The sequence below is a fragment of the Bacteroides sp. RTP21281st1_H5_RTP21281_210402 genome, from assembly GCF_040918965.1.
Classification (GTDB): domain Bacteria; phylum Bacteroidota; class Bacteroidia; order Bacteroidales; family Bacteroidaceae; genus Bacteroides; species Bacteroides congonensis.
The window spans coordinates 305,655-330,247 of record NZ_JBCOWR010000003.1 but is presented as its reverse complement, the minus strand read 5'-3'; the positions used below and the strand labels follow the sequence as shown (position 1 = coordinate 330,247).

General features: G+C 40.8%; 18 protein-coding genes and 1 pseudogene. 15 read left to right on the top strand and 4 right to left on the bottom strand.

Translation table 11 applies throughout. The features are described 5' to 3' along the window. Positions 1–55: 55 nt before the first annotated feature. From AB5443_RS06875 to AB5443_RS06865, 3 genes are all read right to left on the bottom strand, one after another. Positions 56–1,261, bottom strand: coding sequence for a glycoside hydrolase family 105 protein (locus tag AB5443_RS06875; protein WP_277133227.1), 1,206 nt, complete (start codon positions 1,259–1,261; stop codon positions 56–58). Between the two features lie 13 nt (positions 1,262–1,274). Beyond that, complete coding sequence (locus AB5443_RS06870; protein ID WP_277133225.1) at positions 1,275–3,743, bottom strand: glycoside hydrolase family 95 protein; 2,469 nt, start codon at positions 3,741–3,743, stop codon at positions 1,275–1,277. 151 nt (positions 3,744–3,894) lie between these two features. After that, positions 3,895–4,983 (bottom strand): linear amide C-N hydrolase, encoded by a 1,089-nt coding sequence (locus AB5443_RS06865; RefSeq protein ID WP_073345161.1) that lies wholly within the window; start codon positions 4,981–4,983, stop codon positions 3,895–3,897. Positions 4,984–5,206: 223 nt separating this feature from the next. On the opposite strand from AB5443_RS06865, the gene AB5443_RS06860 reads away from it, so the two are divergent. The 3 genes from AB5443_RS06860 (at position 5,207) to AB5443_RS06850 (ending at position 9,183) form a co-directional block, all read left to right on the top strand. Continuing rightward, positions 5,207–5,752, top strand: a complete 546-nt coding sequence (locus AB5443_RS06860; RefSeq protein WP_022140058.1) for a DNA polymerase ligase N-terminal domain-containing protein — start codon at positions 5,207–5,209, stop codon at positions 5,750–5,752. A gap of 303 nt (positions 5,753–6,055) precedes the next feature. Further along, complete coding sequence (locus tag AB5443_RS06855) at positions 6,056–7,813, top strand: helix-turn-helix domain-containing protein (RefSeq protein ID WP_277133222.1); 1,758 nt, start codon at positions 6,056–6,058, stop codon at positions 7,811–7,813. A 149-nt stretch (positions 7,814–7,962) separates the two neighbouring features. Further along, on the top strand, positions 7,963–9,183 hold the full coding sequence (locus AB5443_RS06850) for a phage integrase SAM-like domain-containing protein (protein ID WP_368113515.1): 1,221 nt from the start codon (positions 7,963–7,965) through the stop codon (positions 9,181–9,183). A 204-nt stretch (positions 9,184–9,387) separates the two neighbouring features. On the opposite strand, the gene AB5443_RS06845 is transcribed toward AB5443_RS06850, so the two are convergent. Further along, on the bottom strand, positions 9,388–10,284 hold the full coding sequence (locus AB5443_RS06845; protein ID WP_283140006.1) for a helix-turn-helix transcriptional regulator: 897 nt from the start codon (positions 10,282–10,284) through the stop codon (positions 9,388–9,390). 255 nt (positions 10,285–10,539) lie between these two features. Between AB5443_RS06845 and AB5443_RS06840 the strand changes: the two genes are divergently transcribed. The 12 genes and pseudogenes from AB5443_RS06840 to AB5443_RS06785 form a co-directional block, all read left to right on the top strand. After that, positions 10,540–11,133, top strand: a complete 594-nt coding sequence (locus AB5443_RS06840; RefSeq protein WP_195407226.1) for a DUF3575 domain-containing protein — start codon at positions 10,540–10,542, stop codon at positions 11,131–11,133. A gap of 8 nt (positions 11,134–11,141) precedes the next feature. Then, positions 11,142–12,305, top strand: a complete 1,164-nt coding sequence (locus tag AB5443_RS06835; RefSeq protein ID WP_277133217.1) for a DUF3868 domain-containing protein — start codon at positions 11,142–11,144, stop codon at positions 12,303–12,305. 55 nt (positions 12,306–12,360) lie between these two features. Then, complete coding sequence (locus AB5443_RS06830) at positions 12,361–14,121, top strand: Mfa1 family fimbria major subunit (protein ID WP_277133215.1); 1,761 nt, start codon at positions 12,361–12,363, stop codon at positions 14,119–14,121. Between the two features lie 147 nt (positions 14,122–14,268). Then, positions 14,269–15,237 carry a FimB/Mfa2 family fimbrial subunit gene (locus tag AB5443_RS06825; protein ID WP_277133213.1) on the top strand — a complete coding sequence of 323 codons (969 nt, stop codon included), beginning with the start codon at positions 14,269–14,271 and terminating at the stop codon, positions 15,235–15,237. A 22-nt stretch (positions 15,238–15,259) separates the two neighbouring features. Beyond that, entirely contained in the window at positions 15,260–17,245 is a 1,986-nt protein-coding gene (locus AB5443_RS06820; protein WP_277133211.1) for a hypothetical protein, read from the top strand. 15 nt (positions 17,246–17,260) lie between these two features. Continuing rightward, a complete protein-coding gene (locus AB5443_RS06815; RefSeq protein WP_277133209.1) occupies positions 17,261–18,883 on the top strand; it encodes a fimbrial protein in 1,623 nt (540 codons plus the stop codon). A 103-nt stretch (positions 18,884–18,986) separates the two neighbouring features. Further along, complete coding sequence (locus AB5443_RS06810) at positions 18,987–19,859, top strand: DUF5106 domain-containing protein (protein WP_277133206.1); 873 nt, start codon at positions 18,987–18,989, stop codon at positions 19,857–19,859. Then, entirely contained in the window at positions 19,846–20,244 is a 399-nt protein-coding gene (locus AB5443_RS06805) for a hypothetical protein (RefSeq protein ID WP_195407233.1), read from the top strand. Before AB5443_RS06810 ends, AB5443_RS06805 begins: the two co-directional genes overlap by 14 nt. Before the next feature lie 560 nt (positions 20,245–20,804). After that, positions 20,805–21,203 carry a hypothetical protein gene (locus tag AB5443_RS06800; protein ID WP_195407234.1) on the top strand — a complete coding sequence of 133 codons (399 nt, stop codon included), beginning with the start codon at positions 20,805–20,807 and terminating at the stop codon, positions 21,201–21,203. A gap of 152 nt (positions 21,204–21,355) precedes the next feature. After that, positions 21,356–22,090, top strand: a complete 735-nt coding sequence (locus AB5443_RS06795) for a DUF5131 family protein (protein WP_022140071.1) — start codon at positions 21,356–21,358, stop codon at positions 22,088–22,090. A 143-nt stretch (positions 22,091–22,233) separates the two neighbouring features. Further along, positions 22,234–24,330, top strand: coding sequence for a glycoside hydrolase family 127 protein (locus tag AB5443_RS06790; RefSeq protein ID WP_277133204.1), 2,097 nt, complete (start codon positions 22,234–22,236; stop codon positions 24,328–24,330). Positions 24,331–24,359: 29 nt separating this feature from the next. Further along, positions 24,360–24,593: pseudogene (locus tag AB5443_RS06785) on the top strand (right-handed parallel beta-helix repeat-containing protein); the annotation flags it as partial.

Here is a 24,593-nt window from a genome sequence, read left to right as displayed (position 1 = left end):
TATATGCAATCATATTTCTAAAAACCGTGAAATTCGTGTAATCCGTGCCTGAATATTATTTTTTCTCTATCATTTTCTCGTATTCAATAGCAGCCAAAATAAACGAACCTACCGATTTCGGATCGTTTTCGATAATCGGCTCACTGATATAATATTCGAATGAGCCGTCACGGTATCTTTTAGAATCTCCACCCAATCCGGCAACTGCGCAGCAGTTGGTGATTGTATAGCTGCCGTCTTCTTCAAGGCGGGTGAATGTATTAACCATACCCTCGAAGGCTTTTTGTGTGGGTTCAATATATTCTTTGCCGATATATCCTTTGTTGATAGCTTTGGCAAGTGTATAAATAAATAAGGCAGTTGCCGAAGATTCCAGATAATTCCCTTCGCGTGCTCCCTGGTCGGTCACTTGATACCAGGTACCCGATTGAGGATCTTGATATTTCACCAGTGTCTTGGCCAGTCCCTGAAGAATCTGCATCACACTGTCGCGTCCGGCAGTTTCCTGTGGAAGATAATCGAGTACATCGACAGTGGCGGCTCCGTACCATCCGATACTGCGGCTCCAGAAGTTAGAAGAACAGCCCGTTTCGGGATTTGCCCATTTTTGGTCACGGCTTTCGTCCCAACCGTGATAATACAGTCCGGTTGCAGGATCATAAGTCTTTTGGTTTATGAGAAGAATCTGCTTCACGGCTTCATCAAATAAGCCCGGCTCATCAAAAGTGGCGCCATATTGAACCAAGTACGGAGAAGCCATAAAGATTCCGTCCAGCCACATTTGGTGCGGGTATCTCAGTTTATGCCAGAATCCGCCTTCGCTTGTACGGGGTTGTTCCGCCATTTGCTTGCGTAAGGTATCCATGGCAATCTTGTAACGTTCGTCTCCTGTCTGTGCGTAAAGGTCAAAAAGAATCTTGCCACCGTTGACATTATCAATGTTGAATGAAAGATATTTCATGGTTTTGATACGTCCGTCGGCATCAATCAGGCTGTCAGCATAGATTTTTGCATAATCATAGTAGGTGCTGTCGCCCGTATGTTTACATTCTTCGAGCATGGACTTAACCACAAGACCGTGGGTATATCCCCAACGTGGTTTCCTGGCTTTCTCAATCATCCAGGGTTCGGGAAAACGTTTCATTTCGGAGCGTGCCATACGTTCACTCCATTTTTCTGTTTCTGCTTTCTGAGGTGCCGTGCATGCGATAAAACAAGCAGCTCCGCAAGCGACAATCAGTTTTGATAAGTTTCTGTTCATATCGGTTGAGTTATTATTTTCCGGTCAATATATATTCCTGTCCTGCTTTGGTGGGCAGGTCATAGATATAAGTGTCTGTAACCACCAGCTTATTCAGGTTGGCTTTTTCGTTGATTAATGGTTCGGGAATAGTAGGAACAGCATAGAGAGGATTCGGATTTTCCCCTTTGGCACGTTTCAGTCCTCTGCCTGTCAACGGGTTGAGCGAGCGCAGACGACAGTTGCCACCTTTATGGGATTTTATAACCAAACGGCTAACTTTCCCGTTGCTCCAACTCAAGTCGAGTTCAAAACCGCCACGGGCGATAATTCCTTTGATAGAACCCTCTTGCCAGAGAGAAGGAAGCGCAGGAAGCAGATAGATAAAACCGTCGTAACTTTGCATCAGCATTTCGGCGATTCCTGCCGCACAACCGAAGTTTCCGTCAATTTGGAAAGGCGGATGCGCATCGAACAGGTTAGGGTAGGTGCCGCCTTTTTTCTTCTCGTTGCGTACAAGGGTCAACTGGTCTGTTATCAGTTTGTAGGCATGGTCGCCGTCAAGCAGACGTGCCCAAAGGCAGACTTTCCATCCCATGCTCCAACCGGTCGAAGGATCTCCGCGATGAATGAGCGAAGTGCGTGCGGCATCGAATAATTCGGGAGTGCGGTAAGGGGAAATCTGGTTACTGGGGAATAGTCCGTAAAGATGGGATACATGACGGTGTACGTCATTCGGATCGTCCCAATCGAACATCCATTCTTGTAACTGTCCCCAATGTCCCACCTGCATGGGAGCCATTTCCTTGAGGCGTTGTGACAGGTGAGTGGCGAATTCTTTATCAATATCCAATATGTCGGACGCCGAAATAATAGCCGTCCAAAGGTCGAAAATCAATTGATTGTCCATTGTGCATCCGGCGGCTGTGGTTGCTTTGCCGTTACTGCCAGAGTGTACATTCTCCGGTGAATTGCTTGGACAGACTACCAGCCAACCGTGTACAGGTTCTTTGACCATGATTTCATCAAAGAAACGTCCCGATTCTTTTAGTATGGGATAAACGGAACGCAGGAAATCTACATCTCCCGTGTAGAGATAACGTTCCCATAAATGACGGCAGAGCCATGCTCCGCCACTCGGCCACATACCTGAGGGAGCTTTGTCAATAGCTCCTGTGACACGCCATATGTCTGTGTTGTGATGCAATACCCAACCGTCAGCTCCATACATGATTTTAGCCGTTTCCTTTCCTGTTTCGCTTACTTCCTTTATCAGCCGGAAAAGTGGTTCGTTCAGTTCGCTCAGGTTCGTAACTTCCGAGGGCCAGTAATTCATCTCCAAATTGATATTGCAGGTGTATTTGCTGTCCCATGAAGGGAATAGCTTATCATTCCATATGCCTTGCAGGTTGGCAGGCTGTCCGCCCGGTTGCGAGGAACAAATCAGCAGATAACGCCCGAACTGAAAGTATGTGGCAACCAAATGGGCATCATTCGTTTCTTTGAAATTCTCTACCCGTTTGTCGGTTGTTACATTTTTATATTGGTCTTCGCCTAAATTCAAAGACACTCTGGTCAGATATCGGCGATAGAAATCGGTATGACTTCTCTTGGCTTCCGCATAAGAATGCATCATTGCTTTAGACAGGTATTCTTTAGCCCTTTCAATCTGATTGCCTGTAATATCCAGATAATTATTGAAGTTGGTAGCGATAGATACATATACGATGGCTTCATCAGCCCCTTCAACGGAAAGGATGCCGTCAGTACAAGCTAGCTTCCCGCCCTTGTTTTGTGCGCTCAACCGTCCCTGAAATTCTACTTTTCCTTTCAGTCCCTCATGCCAGGAAGACACACCTGAAAGCGTGACATAGTTTCCTTCTTCGGAAGAAATCATAACATCTTGATGGGGAGAAGTCAATTGGGCGTTGAAGGTAATCTGCCCCGGACGGTTGGCTGTCAGTCTGACCATTATCACCTGGTCGGTAAATGAGGTGATTGTCTCACGCTGATACTGCACTCCGTCCACTTCATAACGGACGATGGCACGTGCCGAATCCAGACTTAATTCCCGGTAGTAATTGGAATAACGGGTATGTCCGGGAAAAGCGATTCGCAGGTCACCGAAACTTTGGTAAGGCATTCCCGAATTTGTTTTCGCCATCACTTTCTCTGTAGCAAGGGTCTGTGCTTCCAGATACTTTCCGGCAAAAACAAGTTCGCGTACTTTCGGAATAAATTCCAGTGCATTCGGGTTTGCGTTGTTGTTGGGGCGTCCTGCCCAAATGGTTTCTTCGTTTAACTGTATTTGTTCTGTACCCGGTGTACCATATACCATAGCTCCCAGGCGACCGTTCCCCAAGGGTAAAGCCTCAGTCCATACCTGTGCAGGACGGTCGTACCATAATTTGTATTCCTGCATGGCTGCTCTCTTTTCCTGTGCATGAATACAACTTACAGACACCATTACAAACAGATATCCGATTAATCTCTTTTTATTCATTTCTGTCCAATTGCTTTTATACTTTTATAAAAGGACGATTGGAGACGATTTTTGTACCCATATTCTGTGAAACATCTTGCCTCGGAAATGCAAGTATTATTCTACAGAACAATGAAAGAAAGATGTATAGTGGATATACTTCCGGTATTTTCTATTCTATTCTTATATTTTCAACAGGCTGTTGTTTGACAATATCCATCGGTACGGCTTGATAACGTACAGTAGAAAAATTAATCGAATGTAAATCGATACTGCGTATAGCGCTATTATACATCGTACGGAAATAAATGATTCGATTGGCTATGTCTGTCGCTGAAGTCCATTGGGTAGCGCTTGGAATATTTGCCGGAATTTCTCCTGCCGGAAACTCTATCCCTTCCGGTATATCGAAATTGTTCAGTATTTGGAAACATTGAAGAACGGTCTTTAAGGCAGTATCCTGTTGGGGAGCCGTTGCCTGATAAAAAGCGGCACGTACAAAACGGGAGGGTGGAGTTATATCACCTGGAATACCTAGAAAGCCGCTTCCGGAGCCGAAAGCACTTAATTCTATATTACCCAAACGTTTGGCCGGAGCTGATCCGGGGTATAGGTTGACATAATTATTGAGATTCGTCAGATGCCATTCAAAACCGGGAGAATTTGTCAGTACTCCCAATTTATTCTCATAAAAATGGGGGATGCCCTGAACTATCTCCAAAACCAGCTGGCGACCGGAAGTGTCGGTAAAACGCCAATGAACAGTAGATGCTTGTGGGATAAAATTAATCACGTGTACTTCCTGAACTGCTTTTTTTACTTCATCCACAGTTTTACATTTTCCCAGAATCCAGGATACGAGTTGTAAATCAGAAATACTTTTTGCTTTCTCTGCCGGATTGTATTTTTCATATTCACCATAATGAGGAAAATAAAACAATCCTGCTGACAGTCCGGCTTCGTTCAGACCTTCGGCTATGAATTCTTTTTGTTCGACAGCCAGTCCTACATAGCCGTATCGTGCGGCATACAACATTCCGTCAATGCCATCCGGAGTGAATGATTGTTCGGTATGCCCTCTTGGAACAATGATATATTGGCTGTTCATGTCACTTCCACCCCATTCAATCGTCCTTGCAACGATAGTAGTATCATTTTTGCTTTTTAAAGTAATGCCTGTGCAGGCTTCTGCAAGAGAAGGAGACAAGAATACAAACAGACAGCCAATGACTACTTGATTAACAGATAAATTCTTCTTCATAATAATTGTTTTTCATTGAAAAACAAATCTGAAGGGAAATTAGTTTATGTGATTTCTATTGATTTAAGTACATTCAAATAAACTTCCAGAAGACAGATTTAAGAAAGCAATTATTAAGTTAGTAAAATTAAATACGTTTTTAAAGCCATTAAAATGCATGAAACCCGCAAACAAAGAAGTCTATGGAATGTTATAGAGCTGAATCATTTAAATCTAAAAATATATGAGTCTTAAAGAATACCAGGAAAAAAGACAATTTGGCAGGACTTCGGAACCGTCACCGGAGATGTTGGAAACTCCCAACCGCATACCTGTTTTTGTTGTACAAAAGCATGAGGCAAGTCGTCTTCATTTTGATTTTCGTTTGGAAATAGACGGAGTATTGAAAAGCTGGGCGGTGCCCAAGGGACCTTCTATGAATCCTAAAGACAAGAGGTTGGCTATCCAAGTGGAGGATCATCCTTTAAGTTATGCCCACTTTGAAGGAGTGATACCGGAGGGTAACTATGGTGCGGGTGAAGTAGAGATATGGGATAGTGGGACATACGCATATGTCGGCAATAGTCATGACATATCTTCCGCTATCGAACATGGTCTACTTGAGTTTAAGTTACATGGGCATAAGCTCAAAGGATTATTTACACTTGTACGTACCAATATGGATGAGAAGGGGAAGGACTGGTTGTTAATAAAAAAAGAAGATATATTTGCTGTCGCTCATGTTTATGATGCTAAAGATATTCCCTCCTATGATGAAGTCTTTCTATAATTGTTGCCATTATTAATTGTCATATCGGTTTTTCTAAAGTGGTATATCAGCAGTCCTATGATTGAATGGATGGAGACTGTAGCCTATACTGAACTGGTAAAATTGCGATTAAGTCCTGTATTTCTGAGGTAACAGCGTAATTTGTTACCATTTGATAAAAAACACCCATTTATTATGTCGGAAACCACCTGTACGGCGGCTGTTAAAATGTTTACACTTGCATCGACTTTTGGCATGCATAAAAAGAATTAGGCGTGTTATGTTGAAAGTGTAAAATATTAATTAATTTAATCCGATACTAGTATGAATAATTGTTACCTGAATTTGTTATCAGATTTTCAGGCTTCACTCTTTTTGAGTGCCGGAGCCAATTTGGCAGATAGTAAGCAAACTGCTGATGTAATTTTACCCAATATGTCTCTATTAGGGTATGTGGTTCCTGTGGAGAGTCTTGGACTTGGGCTGTTTGTTTGTCTATTGGTGTATTTCTTGTTGGACTATAATTCAAGGTTACAGTCACATGAAAAATATAAGCTTACAGTGAATATGATTCATGCGGTACATACGCCATTACTATTATTACAGAACCAGTTGGAAGATATTAGGACCGATAATCTTCCGGAATCCCTTTCTCCAAAGATAGAAGAGGCACTGGGGTATACTAAATGTATAATAGACTGTAATCACAATGTTGCCACACTTGATAAAGTGAATGGAAAAATCAAGCCCAAAACATCCACAATTAGTTTTGAACTTTTTACCTATATCACTTCCATTGTGAATCAGTGCCGACCGTATGCGAAATCCCGTCAGATACGTTTGGTAGTCAATGAATGTCCGGATTGTGTAAGTTGTAGGATTAATGAGAATATTATGACAGCGGCATTGCAACATCTTTTGAACAAAATGATTCAGACTTCTGCACCGGGGTGTTGCATATCCATAAAGATAACACATGCGATAAATTCGTGGGAGCTATATGTAAGTAATTGTGGAATTGCGGAGAAAGGCAAGAATAAGATGATAATTCCTCTTATTCCTGTTATGTTCCCTATATATGGTTATAGTGATTTACGGACTGTGAGAAAAATCATTCATTTGCACGGCGGAAAAATAACAGGTTACGGATATGGTAAGGCAGTCAGTTTTCGGATTGTTATTCCGACAGACAGTTATTGCCGGAATCAGTCATGTCCCGTTATAAAACATAAAGTAGCCGAAACAAAAAGTGCTTCCGACAGTTCAGTTCAGATTCCGGAGGATGATAATCAATATTCTAAAATCAAGGATATGCCTTGTATCCTGTTAGTTATGGGAGATAAGTTATTTAGCGATTATTTGAAAAAGGACTTGTCGAGATATTTTCGGATTACAGTTCTTGATAACCCGGACCTGTTAATAAAAAACATTATCTACCTGAATCCTGATGCCGTTATTATTGATGATAATGTAAATGGAGTAAGTGGAGATGCTCTTTGTTTCCGAATCAAAGCGGACAAGATAGTGGGGAATATGCCGATTGTACTTTTGATAAGGTCATTCGATAATGAAAGCTATATGTCCCATTTGGGAAGTGGAGCGGATCGGTTGGAGTTGCGAACTGAAAGTATCTGCAAATTCAGGGCAAATATACGTATGCTGATAGAAAACCATTTAGTCTTGCGGGAGCGAATAAAACAATTTTTGTCAGATGCAATTTCTCCTTTAATGTCTCCAAAGGAAAAGTCAACGAAAGAAGATCAGGAATTCATGGAAAAGGTGAATTCAATCCTCGAAGAAAATTTGTCAGAAAGATATTTGATAAAGCAACTTTGTACTGATATCGGCAAAAGTCGCACGGCATTTTATAGCAAGATGAGAGAACTAACCGGAAAATCACCGGAGAATTATATCTATTCATTTAAAATGGATAAGGCGCGCAAGCTCTTGGCTTCCCAGCAATATAGCAATACTGAAATAGCCACTATGCTGGGGTATTGTGACGCCAAATATTTTGGAAAAAAGTTTAAGGAATTCTATAATATCTGTCCTTCCGATTATATAAAGACCATTGTAGGCTAGAGATAGGATCAATATCGGCAAAAGGCATTGGTATAAGATGTGCCTTTTGCCAATATGATTGCTTCTTCGTGCAGCAGTTAAACATTTCGATATACCACTTGTTTTGCGTGTAAACTTTGTAATTTTACAGTAACAAAAAAAATAAAGGTATGATAACATCAATAAAACTCATGTTGAATAAGGCTAGAAGATTGAACAATGGCAGTTACCCTTTGGTATTTCAGGTGATACATAAAAGAAGAAAGAAGTTGCTATATACGGGCTATCGTATAAAAGAAGAAGCTTTTGACGAGCAGGAAGAAAGGATTGTTGCGAATGGTACGGATTCAGCTTTTTCTGTTACAGATATAACGAAGATGAATCGTGAACTGAGGAAGATAAGAAGTACAATTAACGCAAGAATCCGGCAGCTCGAACGAACCACTGATTATTTTACGGTGGAAGATGTTTTGGTACCGTGTGTTCATAAAAATGTCAGACAGCAGTTTTATTTGTTGCGATACATTGATACACAGATAGAACGGAAAAAAACTCTAAAGAAAGAAGGGATGGCTGCTGCATACAAAAGTACACGTTCATCATTGGCCAAGTTTCTGAACAATTCGGATATTCGGATTCCGGTAATTGATTTACGCTTTGTACGGCGCTATGAGGATTTTTTGTATAGTACCGGAGTTACCGGTAACACGGTAAGTTATTACTTACGGAATTTTAGAATTCTGTACAATCAAGCTATGCTGGATGGCTGCCATTCTCTGGGTGAATATCCTTTTGTCAAGGCGCAAACCCGCCCGGCCAAGACAGTGAAACGTGCCCTGACCCGGGGAAATCTTCAATCTCTTGCAAACCTTATGTTAGAAGATACTCCGGAACTGGAATTTGCCCGTGATTTATATTTATTCAGTTTCTATGCTCAGGGAATGGCTTTTGTCGATATTGTACTTTTGAAAAAATCCAGTATCTGCAACGGCATACTGACCTATTCCCGCCACAAGTCAAAGCAACTGATCCGTATTGCCGTAACCCCTCAAATGCAGGAGATAATGGATAAATATAAAACTGGGGGGGAATATATATTTCCTATTCTCAACAAACAAGACTCATCTGAATATAAGTTATATCGCCTGGCATTAGGACGTATCAGCCGGCATCTTAGGAGAATAGCTGCCATGATAGATATTAAAGTACCTTTAACTACCTATACCGCGCGCCATACCTGGGCTACCCTTGCCCGTGACTACGGTGCGCCGGTTTCTGTAATCAGTGCCGGCTTGGGACATACTTCGGAAGAGATGACACGTGTTTATTTGAAAGAATTCGATGTGTCCTTGCTCGATAAAGTAAATAGCATGGTGACTAAATTGTTCTAGCTATTTGCTTTTTCTGTATTATAATTTGTAAAAAGAATATATAGTATTAATTTTATATATATATTTGCACCGTTGTAATCTATTTCATGATAGAGATGGAATTAAAGCACTCTGTTATTCAGTGATTAATTTGCTGCAAAGTAAGCCCTTTTTTTCATTATAGCATTTATCAAAAAGTACAATAATTTATTCATTTTGTACAATTCAGGATTTTGTGTGTCGAATAGCTTCATTATCAGCCTGACAACGCTTCATTAATTGGCTTGGAGTGCATCCGAAGTGGTGTTTGCAATAACGGCTGAAGTAAACCTGTGAATCAAATCCCAGTTCTTCGATGACATCTTTAATATATATGCCGGGTTCTGTCATTTTCTCCAGAATCTGCTGGTTCTTTTGTTTCAGCATCCATTGTTTGGCAGTCATTCCAAATGCTTCGTTGAATTTGGTAAAGAAGCGGCTTCTTCCTAGATTGGACAACGAAATTAGTTGTTCGATATTGCTGACCTTGGTATAGTTGCGCATTACAAAATCCTTAAAGTCCATTTCTTTTCCGATAATGGGATAAAACAACATAGCTATTTCCTGTTTGTGGTAAAACCCTCGAAGCAGGAAAAAGAATTCCCGTTGCATCAGGTCATGCAGATGTGGACAATTCATTTTATTTTTGATGCAGTGAGTCAGCAATTCTAAAAAAGGAGTCAGCGGATACCGTATTTTAACTGGTTCAAATTCGTATTCTTCATTATTACAAAGTGTTGACAGTGACTGGAATACAAGTTTGTCACAATACCATTCGGGACTATCGAAAAACATTGATAATATACTTGCTTTCCCTTTTATTACCCCTTTGAAATGTGCCGAGCGTGGAATCAATATCATATCTCCGGCATGAAATATTCTGTTATGGAACTGATTACAATTGATTGTAAAATCTCCTTTGAGGAAAAACAACAAATAATTCTTATTTGCGTTATCCTCTCCAAATTCAGCATCTTCAGAAAATTCAATGTATTTAAATCCGGTGTTGACAGTTGCCATATAGTTTTGGCATGATAGGTGCTCCTCAATGTACAGTAGTTCGTTTTGCATAAGTTTCGTCATATAAAATATAGTTATTCAAATTGTTTGGCTTGTATGTTTCAGCATTGTTTCAGTATTGATATTCTTAATGAATTAAATGCCAGAGTTTTATTTTCAGTTTACTCAGTCATTATCAAAAAAAATATAATAATGAAACAAATATATATTCATCATATATCATAATTGATTTATAATTAATGGTTTATGATGAATATATTTGTTTTCATCTCTATCATGAAATAGAGATGAAGCAAAGTCTAAAACAAAACAGAGTATATGAATAGATATATAAAAAGTAGAATATACATGCTTTTCTTTATGTTTTTCCTGACAAGACACTTACTGGTAAACGCGCAAGATATAGCTGTGAAAACGAACTTGTTATATGGTGGTATGATGCAAACTCCCAATATAGCTATGGAGTGGGGCATTTCCCCTAAACTGACTATTGATTTATGGGGAGCTTATAATCCGTTTCCACTGGGTAAAAACGGAAAAGGTTCGAATAATAGAAAAATGAAGCATTGGGTGGTTCAACCAGAACTTCGATATTGGCTGTGTGAATCGTTTAACGGGCATTTTTTCGGTGTGCATACATTTTACGGACAATATAATATAGGTGGTATCCGTTATCTTGGATTAAGCGACTTTAGAAGACAGGGAAATCTTGCCGGATTCGGATTTAGTTATGGGTATCAGTGGATTCTTTCACCACATTGGAGTGTGGAGGGGACGCTAGGGCTTGGCTACGCACGCTTGCATTATAACAAATATCCATGTAAAGAGTGCGGTAAACGGTTAAGTGTAAAGAACCGTAATTATTTAGGGCCTACACGTGCCGCTGTATCCATCATATATTTACTTAAATAATATCCCTAATGAACAGTTTTCAGATTATAATATCTTCCTTCTTTCTGAGTATAACGGCTATGTCAGCATCCGCTCAAAATATTGATTCTATCAAGATAAAAGATTTTTCTATAGAGAAGAATGTACAAGGTGATTCTGTGAGTTTGAGATTCCGTATGTTGGTCGCTCCCGGTATTACAAAAGCAAATGACGAATTGTCACTAACACCTATATTGGTAGATATAAGGGGAAATCAGTCTTTTACTTTCCCTGTCATACGTGTAAATGGCAAAATACGGGAGAGAGTAGCTCGAAGGCAGGAAGTGCTTCATCCTTCAAAAGCGCAGAAAGACTCAATATATACGGTAGACAACCGACAATGGAATACAATAACTTGTTCAACTCCGATGTTAGCGAATAAACTGTGGGTGTGGCAGGCAAAGTTACTGTTGCGGCGGCAGCTTAGAAGTTGCTGCATGGAAAAAGAACTGGATATGGTGGAGCTATTTGCATGGAATCGGACGGATGAATATTCTATTATCAAGCCGGAAATAAAAGAGAAAGTGGAAATACCGGAAATATTACCCCATAAATGTATCACAGAAGTGCTGGCTGAAACAGAAAGATTTGTAGAACCGATAGAAAATTACCTGGCGGGCAAAAGGCTTCTTACAGGTGAGCAGGAAGGTGCGCAGATTGTCTATTTCAAGCTTGCAAAGGCAGAGATAGATAATAATTATCTGGACAACGAGAAGGTACTGGAACATATCATTGACGTTACCCGCCGTATCAGCGAAGATCCGGAAGTAGAGATAGCTCGTGTGGTGCTACTGGGGCTTTCTTCACCGGAAGGAGCTTTTGATTTCAATAAGCGATTATCGGGAAAACGGGCTGAAGCGTTGAAGCAATATATAACCGGTCGGATTGCTTTGCCGGATAGTTGTTTTGTGCTTGTGAATGGTGATGAGGGATGGGAGGAATTGCGCTATAAAGTGGAACACTCTGATATGGAATATCGTAAGGAAGTATTGGATATTATGGATTCTGTTCCAATTATGAAAGGACGTGAGGAACGGTTGCAACGTTTGAAAAGGGGAGTGCCCTACCGTTTTCTAAAAGAGCACTTCTTCCCTCAACTGCGCCGGGCCGGGTACATCAAGGTGTATTATCGGATGAAAAGTGAAAACATATAAGTCTCAACATATAATAATTTATTTTTTTATTAATTTTTTAATCGTAAAACAAGAAATGGGAAAGAATGATTTTCTAATCGGAGTATTTGCACTGGCAACAATGACGTTTGCTGCTTGTAGCAATGAGGACAAGCTGGGCGAAGAAAGAAGCAACGGCAACGGTAATACCGAAGTCGTGGAGGGAGAGCCTACTTGGGCGAAGTTTATATTTAAGCTTGGCAAAGACAGTGGTAAGTCACGTGCAACAGGTGACGAACATGAAGGTACAGTCGCAGAAAAAAGTATTAAGAATCTACGGGCTTACATCTTCAGTGAATCAGGTAGTTTTGAGGCAAAGACAGATGGTGTTACTGTAGATGGAAATGGGGTGGAGCATACTACCACATTGAAGTTAACTTCCGGTAAAAAGAAAGTGTACGTAGTAGCCAATATGCAGGATGAGTGGATTACATCTACCACTACAACCGCCCAATTTGAAGCTATTGCTTTGACACATTGTACGAAAGCCGGACGTATTGCCCATACCAAAGGTACAGAAAAGACAGAAGCTGTATCACGTGTCGGTAGTTTTGATAAAATATCCGGTAATAGTGATGCGGCGGCTAATGGTTTCCTCATGGCGAATGTATTGGCTGCAACCGAATATACATTATATCCGGGAATTTCTGCAGAGAATTGTTCGAAACCGTCGTATGAAAGTTCTGCGGAAATGGAGCAAAATAATCATTTAGAGGTTTCCATATCCCGTGCCGCAGCCAAATTGCAGGCTACTTATGCAAATGCGGACGCTTTGACACTGAAAGATAATACAGGCAAAACATTAGGCAAATTGCTTACTCCGACATTTACCGTTCGTAACCTGCCGGTTCAGAGTTATATGTTTCTCCATAATCAAGCTAATGGTTTCCTTACACCATTCTATACAATGACTGGCACTAGTTCTACATTTGAAGATTTCGCTAAATATTATGACGAAGTTAATGAACCGAATTTGGATTTGAAAGCAAGTACCGATGGAGAAGCTATCCGATCTATATATTTGCCGGAGAACTCCAATCAGACACCGGTAAGAGGTAATACTACCTATGTGTTAGTGAAAGGTGTATTTGCTCCGGCAGCCAATGTCATGATTAATAACGTTACTGTGCAAGGGACAAGTGAAAATCTTACTATCAAGAATCAATTTGACGATACTGATTATACAATAGGTGAAAAAGAGGTTCCACCATTCTTCATTGTTCCGGAATGGGAAAATCAGATTTATACGGCTCCTGCAGACTTTGGTGGAAACTTGGCAACCTATGGCTTGGACATGATTTTAAAGACTTATTTGAATAAAGCAGGAAAACAGAAATGGCTAAATGCTGTAGATGAAGATAGTGCCGTAGACGAAGGTGATATCGAAAATCCTGTAAGTGTATATTATGGAAGTTCATTTTCGACTTCTGAGGGTATTTATTCGATTGTTACCATTAAGAAATATTCGCATCCTAAGAATGGAGGAGTACCGGGTTATCAGGAGAGTGTTGAAGGAACAATACGTATTTTCCAGTACACCGGAGGAACTTGTTACTATCGCGTGAATGTTGAGGATAATATGGACGGAAAGACAGAAGCCAACAACCTGTTCTATTCAGTAATGCGTAATCGTTTCTATAATGTAAATATCTCAAGAATTACTTCAATCGGTTATCCTGATGACGAAGATGTCACTGTTGATCCGACAGATCCTATCAATCAGAAAACTTACATGCAGGCACATATCACGGTGGAACCATGGACTAAAGTTGAACAAGATGCAGAACTGGGAATGTAATGATTGTTAGTTTGCCGGTTCATTAAAAATAGATTTTAACGGATTCCTTTGCCGGGAAGTTATCCCGGTAAAGGAGTCTAAAATCCCTCTCAAGAACAATTTAACATGCACTTCAAGGATAATAATACATTGTATAGGAAAGGAAGGATGATGGCATACATATCGGTGCTATTATGGCTGATTATCGGATGCGTTAATGAAGATTTTTCCGGTTGTCCGCAGGGAAATTTCCACGTGGCTTTCGAATATGTTCATCACACGGACAATACTTGCCCCGATCGTTTCGACATCGACGTACAGCAAATAGACTTGTATGTATTTGATGCAGCCGGATGTTTTCTGAAATGCATAACTCGTAAAGGGGAGCCTTTCCCGAAAGATTTTCGGATTGATCCGGAACTTTCTGCCGGTAGCTATACGTTGGTGGCATGGGGAAACCTGACTGATGAAGTCACTTTGCAACCGGTCTTTATTGCCGGACAAACTACGCTTGAGCAGGCATTATTATCACTCAACGCAACAGAAGAACGTGGTGTGAACCATAAATTGACTCCTGTTTTTCATGCTATGAAACAAGTAGAAGTAAACGATGTGAAGGAACACACTGAAGTTCTTTCACTTATAAAGAATGAGAATCATTTGCATCTGAATGTGAAGTGGTTTGAAAAAAGCGGAATACCATGTATTCACCGCTGTGCGGATGGCGTGCGTGTCCGTGTGGTTGACCCTAAAGGGGCGACTTATAAATTTGATAATTCTGTAGTTGCTTCGGGCAACGAATTGACATATTATCCATATCAGGGCACCAATAATGATGCATGGAACCAGTTGACAAGTATCTTTTCGTTAATGCGCTTGGTAGAAGGAGAAAAATTGACGCTATTAATAGAACGCCTGATGCAGGACGGCACCATAAAGGAACTCTACCGTTCCGATTTACTTGAACTTGTCCGGAGGCATCCATATAGCCGTACCCAGTCGGAACTTGACCGGGAGGATGTTTATGAAGTAGAAATATCACTTATAGATGATTTGGACGGTAATACGGATACCCATATGCAAACAGCTATAACCGTTGCCGGATGGACAATCATATTGCAGGATACGGAAATGTGACACTTTATAATTGAATGGGAGAATGAGACTGAAATTAGTTTATATATATAGCTTTGTTGTGGCATTATTGTATCTGCTCACTGCTTGTACTGACGGAACAGAAGCATCTTCTGATGGTAATGGTCAGGGAGAAGGGAAGGAAATCCCTGTCAGCATCATGCCGAAACTTGTTGCAGGGGATGAAAATGAGATATCACAATTGCGTGTTATCATTTTTTCGACACGCACTTCCAATCCTTATGGCCCTAAAGTTTTAGTCAGCAATCAATTGATAGATATAAATGAAGATTATGTTGCCATTACCTATATAGGATACAATGATATTTATGTGATAGGAAATGAACCGGTAGATCTTTCGGGAATAAACACCCCTGAAGAATTGAAAAGTATTCGGATGAATTCGGAAAGTAACTTGAATGCTTCAAGATTTGTGTTTTTCCGGCAGTTGCTTAATGTGAATGTGCGAAGTAAAAATGAGATATATACAGAGGGGGTGTCTGTGCCTGTATCTAAACTGGAGATAAAGTTGCAACGTGTGATTGCCAAACTAAGTGTTAAGTTCGACCTAAGTACGGAGATTTGTGAAAACGGGAATCCCACGAGCGAACATGTCAACTTTGAATCTATGGAGCTTCTTCGTATCCCGAAATATAGTTATTTGGTTGCCGGTAAGTACAAGATAGAAGAAGGTTTTCTAGGTAACCGTATGTTTTCATTGAGAAATAGCAGCACGGAACAAAATCATTTCACATGGTCGTCCGGTGAAATCTATTTGCCGGAATATTTACCGACAGATAAAGATTATAGAATGGTATTGCGTATTAAAGGAACCTCTAGAGGAATTACCCGAGTATATACTCTACCGATTGGTGACGCTATGAATTCTATTGATTCACATTCTACAGAATGGAATATAACCCGCAACAGGCATTACAGTTTGAATATTAAAGCAATAACCGGTTATGGGGAAGAGTCTCTTGAGATGAAATCCAACGTTTCCGGATGGTCGGAAATCAATGTCCCAATTGAAATAACGGGAGCTAGTTTTCTTGCTGTCAACAAAAAGACGGTTGAAGTAAAATCGCTACGCTTTTACTCATACGTGCGTTTTGCCTGTAATGCTCCGGTCGAAGTGAAACTTCCTGATGAGGTGACAATCGGTAATCAACTGCAAATGACAATAGAATATGATGATGCAAATAAGAAGAGCGGACGTGTCGGGTTTAGGCGTGGAAACTGGAATACGGGTAATGATATTACCTATGTGACTACATTGGAATCAGGTACTGTGTCTGTTGAGCTTAATCTACAACTTTATAGTTCGGAAACGTATCGTAGTGGCAATGCTCTTGTTACTTGGGCTGAAGCCATGGGGTATTGGTCTGAAGCGAATTGGATGCGTGTCGGCATTTATAATGATGAGTTTTATAAAAGAGCCACTCGGGAAACTGGATGTAGGGCATATTATCCTGAAGGGGTGAGTGAGAATCATGCAACAAGGGGGAAAGGATGCTGGAGATTAGCTACCATACGTGAAAATTGGGCGATTAATTCAGGTGAATCATGGTGTATAGAAGAAAATGATAATAGTCCTGCCAGAAAGGCGTATATAAGTTACGGATCCTATAACCTCATAGACAATTATAAAGAGGAAAAATATCTCTATAACTGTACTCTTGATGTTCGTCCCCCTGAACTTTCAGACTTTATTGTTTCAAGTACAGATGTTACTAATGTCACGAAAGAAAACGCATCTTCTGTATGTGCAAATTTAACTGGTGGTGCTTGGCGGTTGCCCACAGGAAAAGAAATGAATTATGTTTTCTTGAATGCCGGAACCAACGGACTTCCCAATAATTTCTTCTCGGACAGCTATTGGGGAAAGAATGATGATGGCACATTTATAGTAGCCACTATGAGCGATCCGGATGGAAGTGATACGAGTGATGAACTGCGGAATCAGAAACATACGGTACGTTGTGTGAAACTACGTTATCCCTCTCTTTGATAAAAAAGTACAGATATGATAGTAAAAAAGAAATATATTCAATTAGCTCTGTTTGTATTGCTTTTCTCTTTTGGAGCTTGCAATAGTGATGAAATGTCGGAGAGTAACGATCCGAGAGATGTACAGGAACAAATGGTTTTGAGGCTGAGCGTACAACAAGAATCTGTTATACATACGCGGGGGACAGTTGTTCCTGCCGATAAAGCGAAGGTGGAAAGTATGGACTTCCTGATATTCGACCATAAGGGAGATGTTGTTTATCATCAGCACCCTGATTTGGAATGGACTGGGAATGAATATAAGACGACGGTGAACATATCTTCAGCCACAGGAGAACATACATTGTATCTGATAGCCAATTATCCGATGGAAGAAGGGACAATACGTACTTTGCAGGAGTTGGAAAATAAGATATGCACAAGTACGGAAGCACTTGTAAAACCACCTTTTGTAATGGCTACCAGACGCATAGCTCTTTCATCACTCAATATGATGACTATTCGTAATGCCATGGAAAGTGACGGCAGCAATGGTTTCAGTTTAAAACGGAATGTGGCGAAATTCAGTGTGGAAGTGACAGCCGGCAATTTTAAATTGACTTCAATAGATTGGTTGAGTTGTCCTGTATCAGCTTCAGTATTGGCAGACGTGGATTATATCAGTCCTTCTACTTTGTCTGTCAGTAATCTTGCTCCTTTGTCAACTCCTATTTATCTGTATCAGATTCGGAATATGGGTTTGGATGCTCATAAGGGATTTCATATCGTTGTACATGGAAAATATACGGCAGCGGATGGGACAGAAAGGGAAGGATACTATAAACTCCGTTTATGTACAATAGATGATGTTACAGGAAAAAAAGTTCCGTTGACTTCAATTGTAGGCAATAATTACTATAAACTGAATATCCGGAGTGTCACGGGATTTGGCGCTAACTCGTTCGAGAATGCGGAAAAGAATGGATTTACTAATGATATGGAAGCACTCATGTTATTGGAGTATGATGGTACCCATGATTATCAAGAGAATTATTTAAGGAATGGCTATCAGATGGGATTTGAAAATTCTCGTTGGAGCATATACAGCAATGAAACCCTGAACTCTTTTGTGTTAGGTCATTTCTACCGGTGCATCCGGGATGAATCATTGGAAGGTTACACCATGTTTGACCCGGATTATCCCAATCTTCAGCGTAGATTGATAACAGTGAAAGCAAACGGGACAGAAATAACAGGGGAAACAGTTTGTAATGATACTCCTGATAACCCTGTTGAGATGGACTTATGTTTCACGGAATCGAGTGAAAATGCAGGTACGGAATACTCTTTTACGAGTATTATCCAATATGGAGTCCTACAAAAAACGGTGACTGTTGAACGCTATCCCTCTATTGGCCAGTCATATACAGTGCTCCCCATGCCATATACGCATTATGGGGAAGTCGTTGGGTTATCTGATTGGATTGGGATAGCTGAACAGCGACATGAAGGAGCCATTCTTTACCCCCTGTTAGACTCTACTAATGATTATATTTTTGTCCATATAAAGGAAAATAATACAGGTAATGCGCGTGAAGGAAAAGTGCGTCTGTTTGGCAGAAATGGATATTTTGAACTTCGGATACGTCAGGAAGGATAATTCAATTAGTGTCAAGAGTGAAAGGAAATATGAGGATGAATATATCAAATAGTAGAATATGAGTAAGCGGAGAATAAGATTACAGTTTTATACTATTTCGGGCATGTTCTTGTTTTTATGTACTTGTTCCGCCAATAGAGGTAAACCGGATACTGCGACAGTACATCAAAAGGATAGCGTATCAGTAGATTGTTTCTGGAATACATACGATTTTACAGATACCGTCCGGTGGGCAAACAAGTCGGTTGCAACAGAAAGAATGTTGGTGGATTATCTTTCCCGATTATCAGGGCTGACAGAAAACAAAGCTTGTGAAAGCCTTAGAAAACTGGTGTTGAAAACTAAAGTAAATGATAGGGTCAACCATTGGTTTCTGCGGCAGATGGAACGGCATTTGTACGAGCCTGACTCACCGCTACGCAATGATAATTATTATATTTCAGTATTGGAAGAGGCATTAGCTTCCGAATCTCTGAATGGAATGATGCGTGTACGTCCTTTATATCAATTGAAAATGCTTAAAAAGAATCGGGCAGGAACTAAAGCGGCTGATTTTGATTTCATTCTTCCTACCGGAGAACTTCAGAATCTATGGAATATTCCTGCTAAATATACTTTATTGTTGTTTTATGATCCGGATTGCATGCATTGCCGGAAATCAATACAGGAACTATCTGAGGCATCAATAATAAATGCTTGCTTGCCACATAACGGATTAGCTTTGCCGCAACTCGCCCTTATTACGATTTGCACGGAAGGCGATACGGGTACATGGAAAGAATATCAGCAGTCTTTTCCTTCTGCGTGGGTAAACGGTTATGATGCGAGGAAAGTACTGGTTGAAAGAGAACTGTATTCTTTACGTTCTCTTCCTTCGATATATTTATTAGATGAGGACAAACTGGTATTATTGAAAGAACCCTCTTCTATAAGTGAAGTTATCAATTATTTGTTAAACGAGTATGATAGTATATAATAGCAGATTAGCGAAATTACTTTTAGGTAGAAGAAAATATTATTTCATGTTTTTCGGATGCTGTTTCACCCGATACAAATATCTTGAGATTTGGGAGTATATGGAACTTCGGATACATGAAAGACAATATCTTGAATGTTTGTTGTTGGCACTGCTTCCGGCATTAGTGTTGTCCGTATGGTTATCGTGGTGGTTCATGTTACTTGCATTAATGAGTTATCACTTGTTGTATTGGTTGGAAAGAGTGTTATGGAATCATTCCGTCTTTGACTGGGAAGCACGGGAACATTGCGGCGATACCCTTTATTTGAGAAAACGGAAATCCTGTGCCTGGAAGAAGTGGTATGGAAAAAAGAGACTTCCACCTTCGGAGTGGGAGGACTGATTGCATAGAGGTATAATCAAAACGAGCTGCTGTGAAGCACCTCATTTCCCCGAAGGTTCATGCCCCTGCCATTGTCTGAAGATTCAGACCGATGGTTCGTGAACCCGTTAACTGCCTGTGAAGGTAGACTATTGTTTGTTTTGTTTGTGCATCTTCTTTCCGGTGGGAGAGAGGGTGCACTTTTTATTTTAATGCATCATTGAATGATTTTTATCTATATTTCATATAAAATACATATAAATATAGTATCTTTGTGAAAATATTAAAGATGTTCGGGCTTATATTATTCATTATATATGTTCCGATATCGGTGACCAGTTAAACTGGGGTGGTTACTCTGTTGTGATAATCGGAATGTAGACACCTCGAATTATGCAAATAACACAAAAGTGTACATCTTTGGATGAATGTTTTATGTATTTCGAAGCCTGGAATTTGAAGTTTATGCTATTAGTCATGTTTGCGGACAGATATTGTTCTCTTAGACATGAATACAATTTGCCATCTTCGCGATTATATGGACATTTGCAAAGTGGAACTTACAAACAGTATTAGGGATAATGATTTTATATAACAGTCGTTTGGCGAAGTGTTTTCTTGGTAAGAAGAAACATTCTTTTATGATATTTGGTTTCTGTTTTACTCGCTATAAATATTTGGAAATCTGGGAAGAAATGGAAAACCGGATTCATTTAAGACAATATACAGAGTGTTTCTTTCTCACGTTATTGCCGGCTTTGGGATTGTCCTTGTGGCTTTCATGGTGGTTTATGTTAATACCTTTGTGTACATATCATTTTCTTTATTGGTGGGAAAGGATGATCAGGCATCATTCTATCTTTGACTGGGAAGCGAAGAAGCATTGTGGAGATACGCTTTATCTGAGGAAAAGAAAATCCTATAGCTGGACGAAAGCATACTGCAAGAAAAAACTGCCTGCATCGAGATGGGCGGATTAAAGATATGGTCTTAACCGACCGGCTGCCTGTGAAGGTCGCTCTATTGTTTGTTTTGTTTGTGTTTTGTGCACCTTTTTCTTTTATAGAAAAAAGGTGCACTCTTTTTTATGGATATATGACAGATAAAACATACATTTGGCGAAAAAAAGAGAATGGGTGAAAAAGCATCAATGTGGAATCTTTGGCATGGCTGTCACAAACTGAGTGAGGGGTGCCGTCATTGCTATGTGTACCGTACGGATGGTAAATATGGGAAGGATAGTTCGGTCGTGACAAAGACGGAAAAGTTTGATCTGCCTTTGCAACAGAAAAAGAATGGGACGTATAAGATTCCGTCAGGTAATTTGGTCTATACTTGTTTTACTTCTGATTTTCTGATAGAGGATGCCGACGAATGGCGCACTGAAGCATGGGAGATGATGCGGATACGACAAGATCTCCGTTTCCTTTTTATTACCAAGCGAATTGACAGATTACAGCAATGTCTGCCCGCCGATTGGGGAGAGGGGTATGATAATGTGACGATTTGCTGCACAATGGAGAATCAGGATAGAGTGGATTATCGTCTGCCTATTTATAAGGCAATTCCTATTAAACATAAAATCATTATCTGTGAGCCGCTTCTTAGTCGGATTGACTTTAGGGGAGAACTGGGAGATTGGGTGGAACAAGTCGTTGCCGGAGGAGAATCGGGAAAAGAAGCCCGTGTGTGTGATTATGACTGGGTGTTGGATATTCGACGACAGTGTGTGGAAGCGAATGTCGGCTTTTGGTTCAAGCAGACAGGCAGTTATTTGCTGAAAGACGGACACGAATATAAAGTTGCCCGCCAGTTTCAACATTCGCAGGCACGAAAGGCGGAACTGAATTATACTCCTGAAAAATAGCGGATCATTCTTTTCGGATACAGTTTAAGAAAAGCGGGGATTGTCGGGCAGGACAGTCTTCGCTTTTGTTTTGTTGAGTACAAAACGTGGATAATCACGTCTTTTTATAAAGATGTTGTGTAAATTTTAAATTATCCATATTAATGAAACAGATAAAGCTGTTATTTCTTTTAGCTTCCGCCACCGTTACGGGAGCATTTGCGCAAAGTAACGGACTGACGGATATGAGTCAGAGCCGTTTTGCTAAAATGGCGAATACCGGAGTCGATGCAGTGCAGTGGACAAACGGATTTTGGGGAGATCGTTTTAATGTGTTCAGTCATACTTCTTTGCAGAGTATGTGGAACACCTGGAATACACCGGAAGTTTCTCATGGCTTCCGTAATTTTGAGATTGCTGCCGGTGTGTGCAAAGGGGAACATTGGGGGCCACCGTTCCACGACGGAGATATGTATAAATGGATGGAAGGAGTTGCTTCTGTCTATGCTGTCAATAAAGATCCGGAGCTGGATAAATTAATGGATAACTTTATTGCTTGCGTCATAAAAGCCCAACGTGCAGATGGTTACATACATACGCCCGTTATCATTGAGGAACTGAATAAAGGGATTGATTCTCATGCATTGGACGATCAGCACAAGCAGACTGTGATTGGTACGAAAGTAGGTGCGGAAAACGAGAAGGGGGCTTTTGCCAATCGCTTGAACTTTGAAACTTATAATTTGGGACACCTGATGATGGCGGGTATCGTCCATCGTCGTGCCACCGGAAAAACAACTCTCTTCGATGCCGCTGTAAAGGCAACGGATTTCCTTTGTCACTTTTACGAAACGGCTTCTGCCGAACTGGCTCGTAATGCCATTTGCCCTTCTCATTATATGGGCGTAGTCGAAATGTATCGCGCTACCGGAAATCCCCGTTATCTTGAACTTTCAAAGAACCTGATTGATATTCGCGGTATGGTGGAGAATGGTACGGATGATAATCAGGATCGTATTCCTTTCCGTGAGCAGTATCGCGCGATGGGGCATGCCGTACGTGCCAATTATCTGTATGCAGGTGTAGCGGATGTATATGCGGAGACAGGCGAACAGCAGTTAATGAAAAACCTGACCAGCATTTGGAATGATATTGTCACCCGCAAAATGTATGTGACCGGAGCCTGCGGAGCGCTTTATGATGGTACCTCACCTGATGGTACTTGTTATGAACCGGACAGTATTCAGAAAGTACACCAGAGTTATGGGCGTCCTTACCAGTTGCCCAATAGTACTGCGCATAATGAAACATGTGCCAATATCGGCAATATGCTGTTCAACTGGCGTATGCTGGAAGTGACGGGAGATGCGAAATATGCTGAACTGGTAGAGACTTGCCTTTATAATAGTGTGCTGAGCGGAATTAGTCTGGATGGTAAGAAGTATTTCTATACGAATCCGTTGCGTATCAGTGCCGATCTGCCTTATACACTTCGTTGGCCGAAAGAACGGACGGAATATATCAGTTGTTTCTGCTGTCCGCCCAATACATTGCGCACACTTTGTCAGGCGCAGAATTATGCTTATACATTGGGAACTGAAGGAATCTATTGCAATCTGTACGGTGCAAATACATTGACTACAACTTGGAAAGATAAAGGAGAAATTGCCTTGACACAGGAGACAGATTATCCATGGGATGGGACTGTACGTGTGACATTGGATAAAGTTCCGCGGAAGGCAGGCGCTTTCTCTCTTTTTCTGCGTATTCCCGAATGGTGTGAGAAAGCCACACTTACAGTAAACGGACAGGCGATGCAGATACATGCAAAAGCGAATACATACGCGGAAGTGAATCGTACATGGAAGAAGGGAGACGTGGTGGAGTTAATAATGGATATGCCTGTACGTTTGCTCGAAGCCCATCCGTTGGCAGAGGAAATTCGTAATCAGGTAGTAGTGAAGCGTGGCCCGTTGGTTTACTGTCTGGAAAGTATGGATATAACTGATGGAGAAAAGATTGATAATGTCCTCATTCCTGCGGATATTAAACTGACGCCCAAGAAAATCAGTATCGAAGGCAGTCCGATTGTCGCACTTGAAGGGACGGCACGTTTGGCGTCTGCTCCTTCTTGGGAAGGCGTGCTTTATCGTCCGGTCGTTCAAGTGGAAAAGACAGTGGATATTCGTTTGATTCCCTATTATGCCTGGGGAAACAGGGGAAAAGGAGAAATGACTGTTTGGATGCCATTGGCTAGATAATCCTCTTATACAGAAAAGAAAGAAGAACTATGAAAAAGTTATTTTTAGCGACTATATGTCTGTTGTGCACTTATCTGTTGTCAGCGGGTGAGATATGGATTTCTGCACAGGGTAATGATTTGAACGACGGTACCCGTCAATCTCCGAAAGCGACTCTGACTTCTGCTTTACGACAAGCACGCGAGTGGCGCAGGACAGGAGATGAACGTGTCCGGGGAGGAATCACTATCTATATGGAAGAAGGAACGTATGCTCTATATGAG

What these genes read in the sequence shown, in the direction of transcription:
- AB5443_RS06805 (WP_195407233.1), top strand. Translation starts at nt 19,846, where the DNA reads ATGATAGTATATAATAGCAGATTAGCGAAATTACTTTTAGGTAGAAGA.
- AB5443_RS06845 (WP_283140006.1), bottom strand. Translation starts at nt 10,284, where the DNA reads ATGACGAAACTTATGCAAAACGAACTACTGTACATTGAGGAGCACCTA.
- AB5443_RS06830 (WP_277133215.1), top strand. Translation starts at nt 12,361, where the DNA reads ATGGGAAAGAATGATTTTCTAATCGGAGTATTTGCACTGGCAACAATG.
- AB5443_RS06850 (WP_368113515.1), top strand. Translation starts at nt 7,963, where the DNA reads ATGATAACATCAATAAAACTCATGTTGAATAAGGCTAGAAGATTGAAC.
- AB5443_RS06800 (WP_195407234.1), top strand. Translation starts at nt 20,805, where the DNA reads ATGATTTTATATAACAGTCGTTTGGCGAAGTGTTTTCTTGGTAAGAAG.
- AB5443_RS06815 (WP_277133209.1), top strand. Translation starts at nt 17,261, where the DNA reads ATGATAGTAAAAAAGAAATATATTCAATTAGCTCTGTTTGTATTGCTT.
- AB5443_RS06865 (WP_073345161.1), bottom strand. Translation starts at nt 4,983, where the DNA reads ATGAAGAAGAATTTATCTGTTAATCAAGTAGTCATTGGCTGTCTGTTT.
- AB5443_RS06790 (WP_277133204.1), top strand. Translation starts at nt 22,234, where the DNA reads ATGAAACAGATAAAGCTGTTATTTCTTTTAGCTTCCGCCACCGTTACG.
- AB5443_RS06870 (WP_277133225.1), bottom strand. Translation starts at nt 3,743, where the DNA reads ATGAATAAAAAGAGATTAATCGGATATCTGTTTGTAATGGTGTCTGTA.
- AB5443_RS06795 (WP_022140071.1), top strand. Translation starts at nt 21,356, where the DNA reads ATGGGTGAAAAAGCATCAATGTGGAATCTTTGGCATGGCTGTCACAAA.
- AB5443_RS06835 (WP_277133217.1), top strand. Translation starts at nt 11,142, where the DNA reads ATGAACAGTTTTCAGATTATAATATCTTCCTTCTTTCTGAGTATAACG.
- AB5443_RS06840 (WP_195407226.1), top strand. Translation starts at nt 10,540, where the DNA reads ATGAATAGATATATAAAAAGTAGAATATACATGCTTTTCTTTATGTTT.
- AB5443_RS06860 (WP_022140058.1), top strand. Translation starts at nt 5,207, where the DNA reads ATGAGTCTTAAAGAATACCAGGAAAAAAGACAATTTGGCAGGACTTCG.
- AB5443_RS06820 (WP_277133211.1), top strand. Translation starts at nt 15,260, where the DNA reads ATGAGACTGAAATTAGTTTATATATATAGCTTTGTTGTGGCATTATTG.
- AB5443_RS06855 (WP_277133222.1), top strand. Translation starts at nt 6,056, where the DNA reads ATGAATAATTGTTACCTGAATTTGTTATCAGATTTTCAGGCTTCACTC.
- AB5443_RS06875 (WP_277133227.1), bottom strand. Translation starts at nt 1,261, where the DNA reads ATGAACAGAAACTTATCAAAACTGATTGTCGCTTGCGGAGCTGCTTGT.
- AB5443_RS06810 (WP_277133206.1), top strand. Translation starts at nt 18,987, where the DNA reads ATGTTCTTGTTTTTATGTACTTGTTCCGCCAATAGAGGTAAACCGGAT.
- AB5443_RS06825 (WP_277133213.1), top strand. Translation starts at nt 14,269, where the DNA reads ATGATGGCATACATATCGGTGCTATTATGGCTGATTATCGGATGCGTT.